Raw genomic sequence first — 18,231 nt, 5'->3', positions numbered from 1 at the left:
GGGACAGGTTCCTTGACCTATTTGGGTTAAGGGACCTGTCCCTATGTTTTTCCAAAGGTCCTAATATGGTAAAATTAACTAATAAACATGTTCTTTTTGAGGAGGCGATGAATATGTACAATATATCCAATGAGAAGGCAATAAAAATTGGAGTAACTACTTTTGCAGAGCTTAATTACAAAGAGAGTGATCTCGAAGAATTGCTTAGAAAAAATATCGATATGATATGTGATGAAGAAGAATCGATGCTCATTGTCGGCAAGCAAGTTAGAAACTCCCAGCATGGTATTAGTGATCTTACGGCAGTTGATAATAAGGGGAATATTGTTTTAGTTGAGATAAAAAGAGATCGTAAGGATATCGAAGGGCGAAGAGAGGCATTTGAATTTCAGGCCATACGATATGCAGCCAGTTATGCAACGATTGAGGATCCAGAGGATTTGGTGAATAAAATTTATGCACCATACATCGAAAAATATCGTAATGACTTTGAAGAGAGCTCCTTAACCAGTGCAGAGCTTGGGACTAGAAAAATAACTGAATTCTTGAGGGAAAATGGTGCGGAGACTAACTTTAATAAAAACCAAAAAATCATATTGGTTGCTTCTGACTATGATGAACAAACTTTATCGGCTGTTGCTTGGCTGAATAGTAATAATGTTGATATCAGTTGTTTTAAAATGATACCATACAACATTAACAATGAAGTGTATATAAACATTGAAAAGATATTACCATTAAGTACATATAAAGATTACTATGTGAATTTCTTAGACAGCCCAATAAAAGGAAGTTCGCAGAAGAAAGGCTTCACACGGAGATCGCTGCCTAAAATTAATGAAATGATTGAATGGGGAGTTGTAAAGGCTGGTGATAAGATCGTTGCAAAAGGTCGGGAGGAAGAGGGCACGCTTTTGACCAACGGAAATGTAGAAGTTAATGGTGAAGAAACCTCTATGCAGAAATGGCTAAAGGAGCTATTTGGCTGGTCTAGTATTCAGACTTATGTATTTGCAGTTCATAAGGATACTGGGAAGACACTTTCACAGATACGGGAAGAGTATATGGAGAAAGAGCAAGAAGGTAATATATAAGGCGTGAAGAAGAGAAATAGTTGGGATCTAAAAAGTATCTGGATAATAGGGTTAATGATTAGTAAATCGAAATTTGAAAATTGCCTTAGTTTGTCACATTCCTTTAATAAGTCAGATTTCCAGAAGAATAAAAGCTTCTATCCGTGGTTCCTATTAAGAATATTATATTGAGCTTTGGGAGGTTTAGTAGATTTCATGGGTAGCAGTAAATTTTCCTATACTTAATATAATTCTTTAAAAAAAGGCATATTACACATGGATAAATTTAAATATTAAAAGAATCAGTAACGGACTAAATCGGGCACGTTACTGATTCTCTGGCATTGATCTATTCTTTAAAACCTCCTAACGCAATAATTTATATTGTTGTTGAATGATTCCTCTTATCGCATTAATTAAGATTTTCATATTATATTGTTCACCAGCACTATAAAATAGAATATTACCTCTTTGGATATCGAATACTTGACTTACTTGATTCACTCGATTCCTAAGATTTATTAGTTGTGCTTCACTTGGTTGAAAAGGATACTTTCTATTAATAGGTTCGACTTTATCTGCATAATTTAAAGCAATAATGACTTTCTTTTTCTCAGCTTGGTTTTGAAAAAGGGAACTAAAAATCTTCTCATCAATAGTAAAGTCTCTTTGGTCCGCTCTAAGTACATATACAACACAATTTGACTTAAGAAGAATATCTCTATACCATTCTAAGTACCTCTCATCAGCCTCAGTAGATTCTCCAACCCCAGGTAAATCACATAAAGAGAAATAGTAAGGTTTTTTGCTATGGAGTTTGTATTCAGCTGAATGGAGTTTTTTTGTACAACTTGATACGTCATTAGTTTCAAAAACCCTATTGCCTATAATGCTATTTAATGTTGTGGATTTTCCATATCCAGTTTTCCCTATAAAAATAACCTGTAAATCATAAGTTGTTCCACTTTCTCTATCCCATGAAATAGATGCATCCGCCCTCAACTGGATAGACTTTAAGAATGAAAGGCTGCTGTATCTTTCTATAAGTTCATCAATGTCTGACTCGTACTCAATTTGTACATCAAGCGACAACGGAAGTAACCTCGCTCTCGAGGTGATGAACCATCTCAATATATAGCTCTTTACATGCACTATATTGTTTATTTTCTATAAATTTCAAACACTTAGATATGTAATTTACCCATATTTGATTGTAAATTTCATCTTTATTTGAACTACTATCTATTATATCAACAAGTTTAGGTGCTATTTCATAATATTTGTTTATTAGTTCAATACCATCTGATTGATTAGCTAACCAATTATCTCTATATTTTCTTAATGTGTTTAATTCATAACAGTCATCAGGCTTGTTTAAAAATTGCATTGTTGCTGTTGTTATGTAACAACCGCCGCTGCTGCTTTTGCCACGTCCCCAAGGCAGACGAGGAATAGGTAACTTTTCTATAAAATCAATTGCTCTATCAACAACTTTTTCAACAACTCTTCCCGCTGTTTCAACTACAGAAACAATTGTATCTCCAATTACCTCTGCAACACTTCTCTTTACATGACCTTGAGCCACTTGTGACTGATGCTCTTCCTCAACTTCTCGAAAGACTGTCAATTTCTTCTCCTTTGGTAGAGCAAAGACTATCTCATCAACAAGCTTTGTAAGATTATATTTTTCATTTGCAGAAACGGGAATCACCCTTGAAGCTGTGATCCCAAAGAATGTAGCAACATCTTCTATCTTTCTATGGATGTTTTGAAATTGTTTTGGTCCCGGTTCACTTTTATCTTCATCCCATTCTCTAAATGGCTCAATTTTATCAACTTGATTTAATACAAAAAAGAACGGCTTACCTTCATCTACATGTGGTTTAACAACAGATTTATAAAATACTTCATCAGATGTCAAAGCTCTATCATCAGCTTTTATGACCCAGAGCACTAGATCTAATTCGGGCATAAGTTTAGCATATAATTGAGAATACTCTTTATCACGTTCACTGCTTTCCCCAACACCTGGAACATCTAATAGCTTTAATCCCTTTTGTCCTAAGCCAACAATAACTTCTTGTGGATTTCTTGTACATGCCTCTACATCACTAATAGGGCATATATCTTTACCAAATAAAGAATTACAAAGGCTGGATTTACCAACACCTGTTTTCCCGAAAATACCTATTTTAGGCTCATAATCCATTATTTCATTTAGCTTGTTTTCGATTGCTTTTCTTTGTTCATGGCTTATTGAAATTCCTTTACTTTCAAGCTCCTCAAAAAAATCCACCTGTTTTAACATCATAATTTCCTCCGAATGCATATTTAGGATGAAACTGAAACTATCTTTCAAAGAATTTTATACTTATACCAAAAATTTTAATAGAGTTTATATCTATGCACTTTTTAATCCTACATTTTGCGCATATAATAACCATTGAAATATAGTATATAGGTACTATTATAACAAAAATAACCTTTTATTAGATTATTTTGTATAATATCCCTGAATTTATTAATCCCAGGGTATATCCCATAGTTTTTCAAACTATGTAATTAATTTGCTGAAAAAAAGGAAATAGACTTGATTATTTGTAATATATTACCGATATAATAATGAAGGTTATTTGCGTACAGTTCAAAAGGGGTATTATATGTGATCATTAATCATAATATTTCAGCGTTAAATACATTAAATAAATTACATAAAAACAATAAGAATACTGCGAATGCTGTCGGGAAGTTAGCGTCTGGATTACGGATCAATAAGGCCAGCGATGATTCTGCAGGGCTAGCTATATCTGAAAAAATGAGAGCACAAATTCGTGGACTCCAACAAGCCCAAAGAAATACCCAAGATAGTATATCTCTCATCCAAACAGCTGAAGGTGGTTTAGGGGCTATACAGGAGCCGAATCTTTTAAGACTGAGGGAACTTGCTGTGCAGTCGGCAAATGATACACTGACGGATAAAGATAGACAACAAATTCAAAAAGAAGTTAACCAACTTGAAAAAAGGGATTAACGAAATAGCAAACAATACGGAGTTTAATGGGATTAATCTATTAAACAAAGAACAAATTAATCCAGTATCAGTCCCTCCTGCTGTTCATCTCAAGCGATGCTGAGTCAGTCAAACCAAAACTCGCAGCGAGTTATACAATTAATAAGTTGATAACTGGCACCTTAGGTACTAAACTAACAAAAGAATGCTCATCACGAAATGTGGTGGGCACTGTTTTTGTTATTTTAGTAGTTTTCAGATTAAGGCAGGGCCTTCTAACCTACAAGATGAATAACCGCAGATCCTGAATTTCTATCAGAATCTGCGGTACACAATGCCCTCCTACAACGTCAATAAAACCCCAGACTTATCATCATGCTGCTTCAACCGAGGATAGTAAATACATGCCGGGTCTTCTGTTTCCGTTTCGATAATCTCTTGTTCCAGTGTTTCAAGCCCATTGGAAAAGGCTTTATCAGCCGACTGAATCCAAGTGTTTTTGCTAGGATAGTTTCTATGATCATGGACTTTTAAACCATCGGAAAGTAATAGAATCTGTTTAACGGCGATTAAAGGAATTTTCCCAGATTCTAAGAACTCAATGGCGGCTTCATCTCCATCAATTATGCCATAGCCTTCATATGTATTGAGCTTATTGCGGTTGGAACGGAGGAGTTCTTCTTCTTCCTGTCTGAATTCAGTTTGTTTCTGTTTTATTTTTTCAAGAGAAAGGGTTTCAATTGGTTCTGTTTGTTCAAATTTTCTCCATTTGGCTTCAATTTTGCTAATGGCAGCAAGGTCTAAGCGGTCGAGATGGTCGTACGTGACTTGACGAATGGAAGCATCTGCGAACTGCAAGAACAGCATACAGTCACCCGCTGAAACATATTCAAGGAAGGTTGGATTTCCCTTCGGATCTCTATGAATTTGAATGGCACTAATTCCGCAAGAGCTTCTTTTATATTTAGGGATTTCTTCAAAAGAGATGTCTTTGTATTGCTGTTCAACAGCCTGATGAAGCTTGGTATTTCCGTCTTTCACCCTTTCCTGCAGGGAAAGATCAGACTCTTGTTCCAGACTTTCTTTTATAATATTTGCAGCAATTGCCCCTGAAAGCCCTCCGAGTCCTGTTGCTCCATCTATAACGGCGAAAATATCCTCGACCTTGTTGACGACTATGGCATCTTCATTTACTTCGCCAATTCCTTTTGTATACACTGTGCTAATCTTCATGCTCCCGTCACCTGCCTATTTTATGAAATAGTATGCTAGAAATGAACCAATAATCGTGATTACGGCTGTCAGGCTAACCCAAATGGTGCTCCGCCGATTTGTTTTTTTGACTGGAAAAAGGAAACCAAACCCGACGAACGCTAATACGAGTGAACTTGAGAGAATCAGGATTAACAACGCACTCTCGAGAAAGGTTCGATTTTCTAATAGATTCATGGATCCAATGGTAAAACTAATAATCGCCGTAAAAAATCCAAGCATCTGAAGATTCTCGGATTTTAGCTTCGAGATTGATTCTTCTACTTCAACCTTTGATTCCTCCAAGCTTTTTTCCGTAACCGTAATTTTTTCAGAAAACATGTCTGTAAACTCATTAGTCTGAATGCGATTTAAATGGTATAGGTAATCATTAATTCGAATCGCATAATCCTTTTTAGTAGACTCCTCCATATCGATAGCTTTCCGGATAGCATCCTTGGCCTCCGCATATTTCCCTAATGCTGCCAGTACCCTTCCTTTCGTGGAGTGAAACTTGGCATAACGCGGCGAAAGATGAACAACGCGGTTGATCGTTTGATAAGCTTCTTCTAGATCTTGGGTGCTAACAGCGAGACCTTGTTCTCTTGAATTGACCACTGCTTCAGCATAATGGTGCAAAACTCCGACTTGATTTGGCAGCTTCTGTGTCGCTTCTCTGGCGAAAACCATCTCTTGCTCAATGGCCTCATTCGTTCCAATTTCTTTATATAAGAGAGAGAGGATATGAGGATAAAGCGGATAATCAACAAAGTGTTCTCCGTAAACCCCAACTAAATCCTTGAACTGACTGATATTCTTCATTCTCCGTGCATAAGTGGCCAGCAGCACGAAAATAGAAAAAAGAATATCTTTACTCTCGGTGGTTGTATAAAAATTTTGGCTGAGGAAGGTATGTAATTCGTGATATTCGGTGTCCTCCAGGCCTTCAGCCATTATCGTTAACTTAAGTTCATAGTCCCTTGTCTTATGATCCGGAAGAACTTCCATCTCATGCAGCAGCGGCGGTCTTGCCAACGTTTCCATGTTCTCACCCTTTATGGCTTTATTGAAAGCCGATTTCTTTCTATTTATTTTATGATGAAAAATTCTCCATTTTTACACATATTTTATCGTAGAAGTGGGGAGGGGACAAGGGTGGGATGAGGGCGGTGGGGGCAGTGGGTCAGGGGGACAGGTTCTTTGACCCAAAGATGGGTTTTGGGGACAGGTTCCTTAACCCAAAAGAGAGATACCTGTTACATACAGCAAATTTATGATGACTTTTCAAAGAAAGTAGATATAATAGATGAAGGGGAATAAGAAAAGGGTACTATTGTTGACGGATCGCCGTATGCGATGAAAGTCGCCTGTTCGGTGAAGGCTCGGGATAATACATAAGACGAGAATAGCTTACCAGAAGAATTACCTGGAGTATAATTAAATATTTAATAGAATTAATTGATAGAATTAGCCTCACCTTTTGGGTGGGGTTTTTTCGTGCGTAATTGGAGGAAATTGCGCGGTAACGAAGGGGTGTTTTGTCTAAGAGTGAGACCTAAAGTTCATCCTCCAAAAATGAATTCAGCAACGAAATCATATGCTCTTTATTTGCTCGTTCCTCATTCTTCATGTCATCGTGATAATAGGTACTGGACAGATCAACACGTTCTTAGATGTCATCACCCTCACCTCAGTAGAGCTTATGTAGGGATTTGTTTGTCTGATTCTGGTTATTGTTTGAGGTCTCTATTCTAATCTTCGATGTTCATCTTCAAATTAGTTATAATCTAAGTACTAGATACGTCAAATTAAGGAGTAAAAAAATATGCTTATTCAATGCACGAAAAAATTATTAGACCAACTGAATATGAAAGCTGAAGCAGCTGCTGAGGAAGAGCCGCTTTTTTCCTGGCATGCCAATTTGCTAACCATTAATCGCAGGAAAACGATTGTGCTGGTCAATAATTTAACTCGGTACAGTGTTGTTTTATATGGATTAAAGAGTAAGGATTTTAAAAAAATAGACGAACTGATGATAGAAGCCATTTCTGATGCCCTTCATGAAGAAGGAATTAAAGAAGAGGTGATTGAACGGTATTTCAATCATGCTCAAAAGGTTAGGTTTACGAAGACAAAAGACCGTACTCACGTAGCACGTCTGAATAAAGGATGTGAGTATGTTCAGGTTTATGTGGATGAATTGGATGATCAGAAAATCTCTAATCCAAAAGCGGGGAAACTGGCTAGTTTGTTTTTAGTGAGTGATGGAAAGAAGGGTTACCTTTATCCACACGAAGAATTGTTTAAACACCTTGAGGATTTTGCTGGAGAGCCGATCTTTCGTATGGAAGCAGTTCAATTGAAAGTCAGCCTGCAGCTAGAGGGACACAATGTTTGGCGCCGGTTGGTTGTTCCGTTGCACCGGACATTTCCCGACCTCCATGAGATCCTACAGACCGCCTTTGGATGGGAGGACAACCATCTTCACGAATTTACTTTTTATGAAGGAGGAAAGTCAGACCAAGCGCCATCCTTTCCAAAACCTGTACTGACGCTAGCTTGTGGTGAAGAGGCATTTTATAATCCCAGTCAGCATGAAATGAGGATGGAAACGGACATCAAGCTTTCGGAGTACCTGCCTGAGCAGCAATTCCTTACCTACACTTATGACTTCGGTGATGATTGGAAGCATGAAATAGAGGTGGAGAAGACGATTGAAGACTATGAAACATCATATCCCATCTGTCTCGAAGGGCAAGGCAACACCCCGCCAGAAGATGTCGGCGGATCATTTGGATACGAACATTTCCTATCTATCATAGCGAATCCCGATGATCCTGATTATGAGCATATGCTTCAGTGGGGGAGAGAGCAGGGGTATGAGGAGTTTGAGTTGGAGCGGGTGAATTGGATGTTGAGGAGGAGATGAGTGTGAAGGGAAGAACAAGTTCGTTTGTTTTCCAAATTTCAAAATAATAGGGTGGAAAAAATGGCATCTTTAACGAAAGATATAGATGGATTATTTGAACAGCTTAAAAGTACGGAACCAAGACCGATTACTGATATTTTAGAGAAGATCAGCAAAAAAGATGGGACCTTTCACAGCAGATATTCCTCTGGCTGGAAAATAAAAAATATAAATAACCCTGCATTGCCTTCTTGTTTAAAAGAAGGTGGAATCTATGTTTTTTGGTGGATGAATGATCAGGCTGATAGTCTTAAACCTTTCTATGATGAAGAACAGTGCTCTCGAAAATATACATTGCAGGGAAAGAAAATAACATCTCCTAGTGCAATGAATATGTTTCAACAGGTTGAAATTGAAATAACAGATGATTGGTTAGAAAGGTACAAAGGACATATCCCTTTAAATGTCGGCAAGAATACGGATTGCTTATTAAAGCGGTTCACCTTACACTTGCAAATCAATCATGAACAATATAAAGGGAAAACAACATCTAACCAGCTTCGCAGAGGAATTAAAACCCTATTTCCGAATTCCAATACTACTGATTTAATTGTAAATCACATTGGATACACCGTTATAAATTTACATGGCTATGAAAATGCAGTGAATAGGTTTTATTTAGAAGACTATTTAATTGGGAAATTTTTACCGTTGTTTAATATTGATATTGAGAGATAGACCAAAACTAGCTTTGTACATAATAAATACTTTGTGAACAAAATAAGATTTATAGAAGGTGATTTTCCCCCCTTTATCGAAAATTGTAGTGACTTTCTCCTCTAAATGAATATAATAATGCTTAGGGGAAATGAGAGGAAAGACCTGCCGTTGACGGATCGCCGTATGCGATGAAAGTCGCCCGTTCGGTGAAGGCTCGTTATAAGTCATAAGACGAGAATAGTGTTCCAGAATTAACACCAATAGTATTAGATGCACCAAACGTTACCATTGCTGATCCAAATCTAGGCAGCAGATGTCTTTTTACATTTACAGATGATGAAAATTGGAGAAATGCTCTTACATCAATCACACTAGTTGTCGATGATGAAGAACTAGAAGAAAACTTTCTCAACAGCAGCATAGTAACTCCTGGTCAAATAGATCTAGGAGGAACATGGCCAATTGAAAGTATTAAATATACAATTACCATCTCTGCTGATGGCTACGAAGATGTAGTGTTAACTAGATAAGCAGTCTTAAGAAAAAACCTCACTTTTTTGGTGGGGTTTTTCTTTTTGACAAACTATGTGTTAATGGTTGAAGCATGCTACGCTAATAGAGGCTTCAGTCATTTCTCCCTTAGTGAGTTTTCGATGTGTCTTTCTGCACTCCAGCCATGTTTTTTTCAATTAAAAAGAAAAACAAAACACCACTGATCCCAATAAAATCAGCAGCTAAATCATACCAATCCGCTCCCCGTCCAAAAAAGGGCTGCAGCAATTCTGTGATGATGGCATAAAGGATTGAGATTCCAAAAGTTAATGTTAAACGTGAGATATTTTTATATAGCAGAAATGTAAAAGCTGCAAACATGAGCGCATGCCCAGCGAGCTCAAAAGCGCTCGCTTCCATAAGCGGGTAAACAGGGAAATAAAAATCAGCGGAGGGATTGGGGTCTATATGAAATGATATGCTCCCTTCTAAAAAGAATGCTGCTACATTATTTGTGAAGAGACCAACGCACATCACAATTACCCAAAGTTTTAAACCTAGTTGTTTCATCTTAATCCGTCAACTCCTGCCTTATTATAAATACCCATTATGAACAGAATTGAACGGATTTAGACGTATTAGTCGCAAGTGCAGCTTTGACCTCAAACAAAAAAGTGAACCGCTAACTGGTTCACCTTTTGCTTCTACATTATTTATCGTCTTCGTTGTCATCCTTTTTCTTAAATACATCAAAATTATACTTTCCGCTTTTTTCACGAATAATTGGATACTGTTTTGTTTTTTCATTAGTGCTGATATCTCTTACTTTAATACCATTCTGTTTGGTGGAATCCAGTAAGCTAAATCCATCATATCGTTTGTTTTTAATGGATTTAATATTAACTTCCACAAGAATTGTGAAGTGGTAGTTGAGTATGACTTTCGTGCTACTTCCATTTTCTTCAATATTGATAATATTCTTAGGGTTAAACCAGATGCAGTGCTCGCTTTTTGGCGAGTGAGTAGGAAACATACAAACTTCCTGGTATGCGTTCACGATGATGGGTGTCATATACCCTTTTCCAAGAATGATGCGGGCACTCTTCGTTGCGCCTTTCAAATCTGAGCCGACAGAGGTGAGGGTGTATTCGAGGACTTCTAAAGGTGTCATACGAACTAAGAAGGTCTGATTACCTTCTATCACTCGAGTGTATAAATGTCCGTACATGTAGTGCTCACCTTTAATTAAACTAGTAAGGTGATTAACTGCGTAACGATCAAGAATGTTCATTTTTCACTCTCCTATTTAGTATAGTACCTTTGAAAAGTCTCTAAAGGCTTGTAAAGCCAACTACATCCTAAGCTGCGGTCATCAACTGCGTTTTCATGATTGGATCATTTCTTGTATACATTCCACCACCTTTATAACTGCTTTGCATCTGGACTAGCTTTCTTTTGTTCTATGAATGGATAAGGCAAATATATGTAAGATTGTGTTCCTGGCTATATGAATAAGCTAGTCTAAATGTCTTATGTCTAACATACCAAATTTTACCTCGTAAATTAGTTACAATTTTGTGAAAATATAGACGAATTGCGAGGGGGATTGTGCGGTTTGTTTGGGGATGTTGGGGTTGTGTAGTGTTGTGCAGTCTGACTGGTCACAGTGACGCCCCGGAATTGCTCGAAGTTTGTCGATTATGTGCAAACTTTATATAGAGCCGTGGCCGCCTATTTTTATTTAAACTTAGGCAATAGTATTCAATCAATAAGAAGTGTCGAATTATGTCTAGAAGATATAGGGAATTGATTGAATTGATATAGTAAAATAGAAATAGGTAAATATGTTTAAATTGGTATTTTATAGAAGTAAAAATGTAATATTTAACTGTAAAGGAGAGAAGAAATGGATCTGAATTTTTTTGATGGATTTAAAATGGGCTTAGAGTTCATGTGGGCTATGCTTACTGCTGAACCTTTATTATCAATTGGACTAGCCGTATTATTTGGAGGCTTGTTTATCTTTGCTCTAATCGTTAACTTCCTTAGAGAACAAAAGTTAAGAAAGTCAGGTATTTTAGATGTTGATACTATGTCAGGAAGAATGTTTGAAGAATATCTTCAAACGCTGCTAAGGACAAAAGGATATCAGGTGCAACTAACACCTGCCACTGGAGACTATGGTGCAGACCTAGTGTTAACAACAAAAGAGAAGAGAATTATAGTTCAAGCTAAAAGGTATAAGAAAAATGTGGGTGTTAAAGCTGTACAAGAAATTGCTTCCGCCAAATCACACTATAGAGCAGATGAATGCTGGGTTATGACGAATAGCTTCTTTACCGAGCAAGCTAAAAAACTGGCAAACTCTAATCAGGTTAAATTGATAGACCGGAAAGAGTTGATGGGGTGGATGCTAGAGATGAAGAAGGGTGCGTAATAGCGGTCACAGTGACGCCCTGAAATTTGGTAATTTTTGTCAATGAATAATGGGAAATGGGGGGACATCAATGCAGCAAACCAAATGTCCAAGATGTAATGCAGATTTAATGGAAGGTTCATGGGAAGATATACAGGAAAACAACAACGGCGGTGTTACGGTGGATGTACTGCCGGTTATGGTCTGTCAACAGAAGTGTGGCTATATGCGTGAAGCGGTGGACGGTCCCACTATAATCGCTCAGCAAGGGGAAGATCGATTACTGCTTTTGTATCCCAATGAACAGGGGAGAATATTGGAAGTAATTGACTCTGTTTTGTGGCCGCCGATGCATTATATGTCTTTATTGTCGCGTGGCGGCTGGGAAGACTATGCTGGTAATCACGATGTTCAGTCACTGCTTGAAAAGGCAAGGGACACCCGGGCAGCTCATTTAGAACAGCCGAATTTATTTCAGTTTGCAACAAGTGAGCTTTCTCAGGATGCTTTTTTATGCTGGCTGATGAGCTGGTGTGAACAGCCTTATAGAACATTGGATCATGCTCTGCACAAAGCATCTTTAGACTTTATGACCGCCATTTTTAACCTGCATGGTCTTCCTGTGCCAGTCATAGACTCGGTTAAACTTGAACGTCAATTTAAATCGCTCGATATTCTTGCGATTGTAAACAATAAGTTTGCGATTTTAATAGAAGATAAAACCTATACTAAAGATCACTCTAATCAGCTTTTGCGCTATCGGGAGGCTGTTAAAGCAGCATACCCTGAGCTGATACAGCTGCCGATTTATTTTAAAATAGCGGATCAAAGTCACTATCGTTCACCTGAAGGGGCAGGGTATAAGTCATTTACAAGAAGTATGATGCTGGAAGTTTTAAATAGAGGAATCGCTAATAGGGTGAGCAATTCTATTTTTACAGACTATCAAATACACCTGCAGCATATCGAAAACAGTGTGGCTGCATTTAGAACAAAACGGATAGAAGAGTGGGACGCTTTTGCCTGGCAAGGATTTTACCAAGAGCTTCAAAAAGAAATAAATGGGAATTGGGGATATGTCTCAAATAAGCAAGGCGGATTCTGGGGATTCTGGTGGAGATCAGCATCCTTTGCACCTTATCTGTTGCAGCTTGAACAAAAGCGACTATGTGTAAAATTGAAAGCAACAGAAGAAGAAGGCCGAGTTTCACATCCAACAGCTAAGAAGGCATTAAAAGGCATTCTTGAAAAATCAGAAGAAAGCTGTTTACAGTTGCGGAAGCCAGCTAGATTAGGGGTTGGTAAAACAGTAACGGTGGCTGAGCGGAATGACTATCTCTGGACTAAAAGCGATGGAACGATTGACTTGGAGAGAACGATTGGAGAGTTGAAGCGATTTTAAGCAATCTGTCCATTGGGTTCGGGGCGTCGCAGTGACGCCCCGAAACGCCCCGAAACATGTCGAAAAAACAGCCTTCCCATCTATTGGGAAGGCTGTTTTTCAACGAAAAGAGAAAAGTGGGCGAGAACCCACCCAAACCCCACCCCAAAAATGGGACAAAGAACCTGTCCCCAAAAACCCACCCAATATTCCAAATAATCTGTTCATTGTAAAGAGATTGTTATACTATAGGGTTAAGATTAATATTTTGAAAACGTTTACCATATAAGTATATAAAAAGAGTATTTGTACCTAAATTTTTATACTTCCATAACAGTTGTAAAGTAGAAATAGTAAGGAGGGTCAATATGTTAAGGATTTTTATCACTGTTCTTGTAGTTATGATTAGTGCTGGCTGCAGTGGGAAGCAGCAATTTGAGGTCATCTATAGTAGTGATAATAAACTGTTAGAAGAAGAACAGGAAAAGGAGCAGCACGGGTCTTATACAATCGGAATTGTTTCAAAAATTAGCGGAATTTCCTATTATCATGCTGTACGGGAAGGGGTGCAGGAAGCGGCAGATGACTTGGGGGTAGAGGTCATTATTGACGCGCCTATTGATGCTACTTGGGAAGGGCAAGAGAAGATCATAGAGGAAATGATCTCGAATGGAGTGGATGTGCTGGCCATTTCAGCAAATGATCCCGAAAAGCTAGGTCCTGTCTTACAAAATGCGAAGGAAAAAGGCATTCGGGTGATTACATGGGATTCTGATACCAATCCTGAATTAAGAGAATTCTATATTAATATGCTGGATCCGGAAATTCTTGGGAGACATCTGATGGATTCATTAGCCCTGAGAACAAATGAGTCAGGGAATTATATTATTCTGACAGGATCCGAGACATCAGCCAATTTAAATGATTGGATTAAGTGGATAAAGGTTCAAAATGAGGAGTATTACCCTAATTTGCATCTATTAGAAACCATTGCGACAGATGAAAATTATGAAAAGGCTTACACATCTTCTGTTCAGATGATCGAAAAATACCCCGACTTAGCAGGTATTCTTGCTATATCAACTCTTAATCCTCCCGCTGCTGCAGAAGCAGTAAAATCGCTGAATAAGAATGGTGAAATTGTGATCATCGGAACAACAACGCCTAATTTAATTAAAGAGGATATTAAAGATGGTACCGTAGATGTAAATACCTTATGGAGCCCGCAGAAACTTGGCTATTTAACGGTGAGCTTAGGTAAGGATCTATGTGAAGACATCCTTCCATATGATGGGCAGGTTATTCCGGATGTAGGCATAATAAAGGTGAATGAAGAAATGATTATTATGGGACTGCCAATTGACTTTACAAAGGAAAATATCGATCAATATGACTTTTAAACGATTTAGCCATCTAAAATTTAAAAATTTTCACTTATCCACCAAACTGCTCATTACTTACATATTGCTTACTGTATTGCCAATGGCATTTTTAGGATCCATTGCGTATGTGCAGTATACGGAGTCTATTGAGGAGCAGATCGGCGAATATATTCCTAGATTATTGCATCAGTCGAATGAGAACATCGAGAATAATTTTAAAGAGTTAGCCTCACTTCCTGACTTGATTTACAACTCCGATAATGTAATGGGCATTCTTAGAAAAGAAGAGTATGAAAGTCAGGCAGAGTTAAATAGAGACAGCTATATTATTCGAAGTTTCTTTTCAAGAACCTTTTTGGGCAATAACAGCAATGAAATTTTAGGTGTTTTTTTAGTCTCGAATCATCATATATTTGAACATTCTCGCACGTCTTACAAAGGATTCGATATTGAAAATATAAACGAACAGGACGGGATCATGTTCCAAGGGGATATGGAGATCCTGCTTCCCTATCAAAGTAATTTAGTTTTTCAGGACAATACACCATATTTTTTATTAAAAAAAGACATCATTGATGTTGATAATCGCAGGACGATTGGAACTTTAGTATTTGCGGTTGAAACTGCTTTTATAGAGCGGGTATTTGCAAACTTGGATCATGAAGATAAAGCGGATATTTGGCTGATGAACAGCGAAGGCAGGATTATTTACCATACCGATATAGATAGAATTGGACAAACATATAATGAGATTAAAGGATTTCCAACTTTGAGTGGGAGTTTTCATACCGACTACGGTGATAACACATTAACCAGCGTAGATGAATCAGCCAATATGGGCTGGATTCTTGCTCACAGTATTGAGACGAAATTTTTAACGGAGAGAACCGATATTGTAACAAATGTGATTATTGTTATGTTCATCATTCTCGTTCTAGTCGCTACCTTAATCTCCATATATTTAGCATTAACAGTAGTACGGCCTATAAAGACCTTGGGAAACTTGATGAAAGAGGTTGAAAAGGGAAACTTTCAGGTTCAGATTCCCATTAACTCTCATGATGAAGTAGGCTACTTAGCGCAAAGCTTTGATTCGATGATTACACAGGTAAGAGAACTGATTCAGAAGAACTATGAAAAAGAGATCCGGCAGAAGAATGCGGAGCTTTATGCGCTGCAGTCCCAAATCAATCCCCATTTTATGTACAACACCTTAGAGACGATCGGTATGGCCGTTGAGGATGGAGATTCAGAGGTTGTGGTTGATATGGTAACCATCTTAGGAAGAATGCTGCGCTTTTCTTTAAGCAATAAAGAACGAATTATTCCCATTACAAAAGAGGTTGCCCATATCCGAGACTATTTAAGTCTGCAGACATTTCGGTTTGAAGAGCGCCTGTCTTTTCAAATTAACGAAACTATCGATAGTGAGAGGTATTATACACCTAAATTTATCCTGCAGCCAATTGTCGAAAATGCCATAAAGTATGGATTAGAGAAACGCAGAGAATTGACCATTGAACTGAGTGTTAAGAAGGAATCTATTCATCCGAACAAAGAGCAGATTATCTATGTTATCCGGGATAATGGGCCAGGAATCACTCATGAAGAATTGAATCGAATTCGGAAGTTGCTGCAATCTGAACCGATGATCAAGCGTGATTCTGGATTTGGCATTACCAATGTCCACGCAAGACTCGTAACTATGTTTGGCGACCCATATGGTGTCAGCATAAATAGTACCGAGGGAAATGGGACAGAAGTGATCATTCGGACAAAGTTAGTGGAGCAAAGTGAGATTGCGGAGTATTCGGATAGCGGGGAGGTATACGGAGATGCAAACCATTAAAACCATTGTAGTTGATGATGAGGCACGGATCCGCCGGGGAATTGAGCGTTTAGTAAAGTCGTTTGGTGAGGAATGGGAAATTGTTGGAACATATTCAGATGGAAGAGAAGCCTATGAAAATATAATCAATAACCATATTCATGTTGACCTTGTGATTACTGACGTAAAAATGCCTGAAATGGATGGGTTATCTTTTATCAGAGAATTAAAGAAATCACATTCTTTCTTTGCTTTTTTTATTAGCGGGTTTGATGATTTTCAATACCTTCAGAGTGCCATTCGTGAAGGTGCTGTGAACTATATCCTAAAGCCGATTGACCGAAAGCAATTTCGTTCCGAATTAGATAAAGTAAAAGAGCAAATCATGATTAAAAGACAAGAACAGCATGAGCTGGAAGCAGTATATAAAAAGGCATCACTCGTCACCTATACAAAGCAGGTGCAATTATTAAGTGAAATGACGTGGATGGATCATACAGATGTTTCTATGCTGAATTGGGATAATGAGTTCCCGATTGGCAAATATAAATTAGCTTATATTAGTGTGGATCAGGCTGAACCGAAAAATAAAGAATTACAACCCAGTGAATCAGATGTCTGGAACTTTGCGATTGAAAATATAATAGAGGAAACGTTAACAAACCAACTGCAGGATCACCGAGTGCGAAGTTGGTGGTGGCATAATGGCAAGTATAATTACTGGCTGCTGCTTAATGAAAATAGTATAGAAAATGATAACTCTTCCTCAGAAACAGCTTATCAAATATTGAACGTTTTACAGGAAAATATAAATATTTATACACCATATACTGTTTCAATAGCAGCGGGAAATGAGTTTGAGGATATCCGGCAACTATTGAGCAACAAAAATAAACTGCTGTCTCTATTGCAATTTCGCATCATACAGGGCGGAAATCATATTTTCAAATCTGACTTAATAAAAAATGAGTTAGAAAAAGGCTCAAAAGGAATACCTCCATCTATTTATATACGTGCCCAGCAAATCATGCACTGGATCGAGCAGCAGAATAACAAAAAAGCTGATGAGGCATTGCAGACATTTTTTGATGAACTGGATCATCTTTCTTCACCAAGCTTGGTGGAAGAAGCGCTACATTATTTATTTATTAAAATCACAAACTTGTGGATAGATAAGGACGGTTACTGTGTAGAACCTTATATTCTCACAGAAGCAATGAACATGATGAAATATGCTACTAGTTTTGATCAGCTTAAAGAGGAAACAGCATACTGGATTATTGGAATGATGAATAAAATTCAATCATTGTCTAATAAGCAGCCTGATTCTATCCAGCAGGTTAAACAGTGGATTGACGAGCATCTTGGAGAAAATATTACGGTTAAAAGAATTGCAGATCTGGTTTATATGAATCCTACTTATTTCTGTGAATACTTTAAGAATAATACAGGAATAACCGTATTGGATTATGTCACACAGAAGCGTCTTGAAAAGGCGAAGGAATTACTGGAGATTCCTGATTTGAAGATCTATGATATTTCGGATTCAGTAGGATATCATGATACAAAATATTTCAGCAAGCTATTTAAAAAGTGGCATGGCAATACACCGTCACAATACCGTGACGCATTTTTTAAACGCACATCCACGATGAAAGAGATTATCTAGGATAGTAAGGTGATTCGAAGGGAGTATTTGCCTTTGGATACCTTTTTTTTGAACCTTGTCGGTCGGCAAGGTTTTTTATTTTTCTCCCACTCCCGAAGAAT

General features: G+C 37.7%; 16 protein-coding genes. 10 read left to right on the top strand and 6 right to left on the bottom strand.

Annotated features, from left to right (window positions below; genetic code table 11):
• Positions 1–113: 113 nt before the first annotated feature.
• Positions 114–1,094 (top strand): hypothetical protein, encoded by a 981-nt coding sequence (locus J1899_RS20360; protein ID WP_214476351.1) that lies wholly within the window; start codon positions 114–116, stop codon positions 1,092–1,094.
• Between the two features lie 345 nt (positions 1,095–1,439).
• Here J1899_RS20360 and J1899_RS20355 read toward each other — a convergent pair whose 3' ends face one another.
• Both J1899_RS20355 and J1899_RS20350 read right to left on the bottom strand, forming a co-directional pair.
• Positions 1,440–2,165 carry a GTPase family protein gene (locus tag J1899_RS20355; protein WP_214476349.1) on the bottom strand — a complete coding sequence of 242 codons (726 nt, stop codon included), beginning with the start codon at positions 2,163–2,165 and terminating at the stop codon, positions 1,440–1,442.
• Positions 2,155–3,384, bottom strand: a complete 1,230-nt coding sequence (locus J1899_RS20350; protein WP_214476347.1) for a GTPase family protein — start codon at positions 3,382–3,384, stop codon at positions 2,155–2,157. The genes J1899_RS20355 and J1899_RS20350 overlap by 11 nt, the downstream gene beginning before the upstream one ends.
• Positions 3,385–3,735: 351 nt before the next feature.
• On the opposite strand from J1899_RS20350, the gene J1899_RS20345 reads away from it, so the two are divergent.
• A complete protein-coding gene (locus tag J1899_RS20345) occupies positions 3,736–4,104 on the top strand; it encodes a flagellin (RefSeq protein ID WP_246586537.1) in 369 nt (122 codons plus the stop codon).
• Positions 4,105–4,425: 321 nt separating this feature from the next.
• Here the strand turns inward: J1899_RS20345 and J1899_RS20340 are convergent, their stop codons facing one another.
• Positions 4,426–5,316: a hypothetical protein gene (locus tag J1899_RS20340; protein WP_214476345.1), complete on the bottom strand. Its 891-nt coding sequence runs from the start codon at positions 5,314–5,316 to the stop codon at positions 4,426–4,428.
• A gap of 15 nt (positions 5,317–5,331) precedes the next feature.
• Complete coding sequence (locus tag J1899_RS20335) at positions 5,332–6,378, bottom strand: tetratricopeptide repeat protein (protein WP_214476343.1); 1,047 nt, start codon at positions 6,376–6,378, stop codon at positions 5,332–5,334.
• Positions 6,379–7,159: 781 nt separating this feature from the next.
• On the opposite strand from J1899_RS20335, the gene J1899_RS20330 reads away from it, so the two are divergent.
• The 3 genes from J1899_RS20330 to J1899_RS22860 all read left to right on the top strand — a co-directional run bounded on the left by J1899_RS20330 (position 7,160) and on the right by J1899_RS22860 (position 9,492).
• Positions 7,160–8,263 (top strand): plasmid pRiA4b ORF-3 family protein, encoded by a 1,104-nt coding sequence (locus J1899_RS20330; RefSeq protein ID WP_214476341.1) that lies wholly within the window; start codon positions 7,160–7,162, stop codon positions 8,261–8,263.
• A gap of 60 nt (positions 8,264–8,323) precedes the next feature.
• On the top strand, positions 8,324–8,980 hold the full coding sequence (locus J1899_RS20325) for a hypothetical protein (protein ID WP_214476339.1): 657 nt from the start codon (positions 8,324–8,326) through the stop codon (positions 8,978–8,980).
• Between the two features lie 242 nt (positions 8,981–9,222).
• Positions 9,223–9,492 (top strand): DUF1533 domain-containing protein, encoded by a 270-nt coding sequence (locus J1899_RS22860; RefSeq protein WP_214478939.1) that lies wholly within the window; start codon positions 9,223–9,225, stop codon positions 9,490–9,492.
• A 109-nt stretch (positions 9,493–9,601) separates the two neighbouring features.
• On the opposite strand, the gene J1899_RS20315 is transcribed toward J1899_RS22860, so the two are convergent.
• The gene (locus J1899_RS20315; RefSeq protein WP_214476337.1) at positions 9,602–10,024 is read right to left on the bottom strand and encodes a VanZ family protein; all 423 of its coding nucleotides are present in this window, start codon (positions 10,022–10,024) and stop codon (positions 9,602–9,604) included.
• Between the two features lie 139 nt (positions 10,025–10,163).
• Positions 10,164–10,745, bottom strand: a complete 582-nt coding sequence (locus tag J1899_RS20310; RefSeq protein ID WP_214476335.1) for a competence protein ComK — start codon at positions 10,743–10,745, stop codon at positions 10,164–10,166.
• A 615-nt stretch (positions 10,746–11,360) separates the two neighbouring features.
• On the opposite strand from J1899_RS20310, the gene J1899_RS20305 reads away from it, so the two are divergent.
• The 5 genes from J1899_RS20305 to J1899_RS20285 all read left to right on the top strand — a co-directional run bounded on the left by J1899_RS20305 (position 11,361) and on the right by J1899_RS20285 (position 18,130).
• Positions 11,361–11,891 carry a restriction endonuclease gene (locus J1899_RS20305; protein WP_246586535.1) on the top strand — a complete coding sequence of 177 codons (531 nt, stop codon included), beginning with the start codon at positions 11,361–11,363 and terminating at the stop codon, positions 11,889–11,891.
• A gap of 70 nt (positions 11,892–11,961) precedes the next feature.
• Entirely contained in the window at positions 11,962–13,272 is a 1,311-nt protein-coding gene (locus J1899_RS20300) for a PD-(D/E)XK nuclease family protein (RefSeq protein WP_214476333.1), read from the top strand.
• 347 nt (positions 13,273–13,619) lie between these two features.
• Entirely contained in the window at positions 13,620–14,651 is a 1,032-nt protein-coding gene (locus tag J1899_RS20295; protein ID WP_214476331.1) for an autoinducer 2 ABC transporter substrate-binding protein, read from the top strand.
• Positions 14,611–16,482, top strand: coding sequence for a sensor histidine kinase (locus J1899_RS20290; RefSeq protein WP_214476329.1), 1,872 nt, complete (start codon positions 14,611–14,613; stop codon positions 16,480–16,482). The genes J1899_RS20295 and J1899_RS20290 overlap by 41 nt, the downstream gene beginning before the upstream one ends.
• Positions 16,469–18,130 carry a response regulator transcription factor gene (locus J1899_RS20285; RefSeq protein ID WP_214476326.1) on the top strand — a complete coding sequence of 554 codons (1,662 nt, stop codon included), beginning with the start codon at positions 16,469–16,471 and terminating at the stop codon, positions 18,128–18,130. Before J1899_RS20290 ends, J1899_RS20285 begins: the two co-directional genes overlap by 14 nt.
• The last annotated feature ends 101 nt before the right edge of the window (positions 18,131–18,231 follow it).

Origin of the sequence: Cytobacillus gottheilii, from assembly GCF_018582665.1 — a bacterium.
GTDB lineage: Bacteria > Bacillota > Bacilli > Bacillales > Cytobacillaceae > Cytobacillus > Cytobacillus gottheilii.
Note: the sequence above shows the minus strand (reverse complement) of the source record. Positions and strands in the feature narration are given on the sequence as shown.

What these genes read in the sequence shown, in the direction of transcription:
- J1899_RS20360 (WP_214476351.1), top strand. Translation starts at nt 114, where the DNA reads ATGTACAATATATCCAATGAGAAGGCAATAAAAATTGGAGTAACTACT.
- J1899_RS20350 (WP_214476347.1), bottom strand. Translation starts at nt 3,384, where the DNA reads ATGATGTTAAAACAGGTGGATTTTTTTGAGGAGCTTGAAAGTAAAGGA.
- J1899_RS20340 (WP_214476345.1), bottom strand. Translation starts at nt 5,316, where the DNA reads ATGAAGATTAGCACAGTGTATACAAAAGGAATTGGCGAAGTAAATGAA.
- J1899_RS20335 (WP_214476343.1), bottom strand. Translation starts at nt 6,378, where the DNA reads ATGGAAACGTTGGCAAGACCGCCGCTGCTGCATGAGATGGAAGTTCTT.
- J1899_RS20330 (WP_214476341.1), top strand. Translation starts at nt 7,160, where the DNA reads ATGCTTATTCAATGCACGAAAAAATTATTAGACCAACTGAATATGAAA.
- J1899_RS20325 (WP_214476339.1), top strand. Translation starts at nt 8,324, where the DNA reads ATGGCATCTTTAACGAAAGATATAGATGGATTATTTGAACAGCTTAAA.
- J1899_RS20315 (WP_214476337.1), bottom strand. Translation starts at nt 10,024, where the DNA reads ATGAAACAACTAGGTTTAAAACTTTGGGTAATTGTGATGTGCGTTGGT.
- J1899_RS20310 (WP_214476335.1), bottom strand. Translation starts at nt 10,745, where the DNA reads ATGAACATTCTTGATCGTTACGCAGTTAATCACCTTACTAGTTTAATT.
- J1899_RS20305 (WP_246586535.1), top strand. Translation starts at nt 11,361, where the DNA reads ATGGATCTGAATTTTTTTGATGGATTTAAAATGGGCTTAGAGTTCATG.
- J1899_RS20300 (WP_214476333.1), top strand. Translation starts at nt 11,962, where the DNA reads ATGCAGCAAACCAAATGTCCAAGATGTAATGCAGATTTAATGGAAGGT.
- J1899_RS20295 (WP_214476331.1), top strand. Translation starts at nt 13,620, where the DNA reads ATGTTAAGGATTTTTATCACTGTTCTTGTAGTTATGATTAGTGCTGGC.
- J1899_RS20285 (WP_214476326.1), top strand. Translation starts at nt 16,469, where the DNA reads ATGCAAACCATTAAAACCATTGTAGTTGATGATGAGGCACGGATCCGC.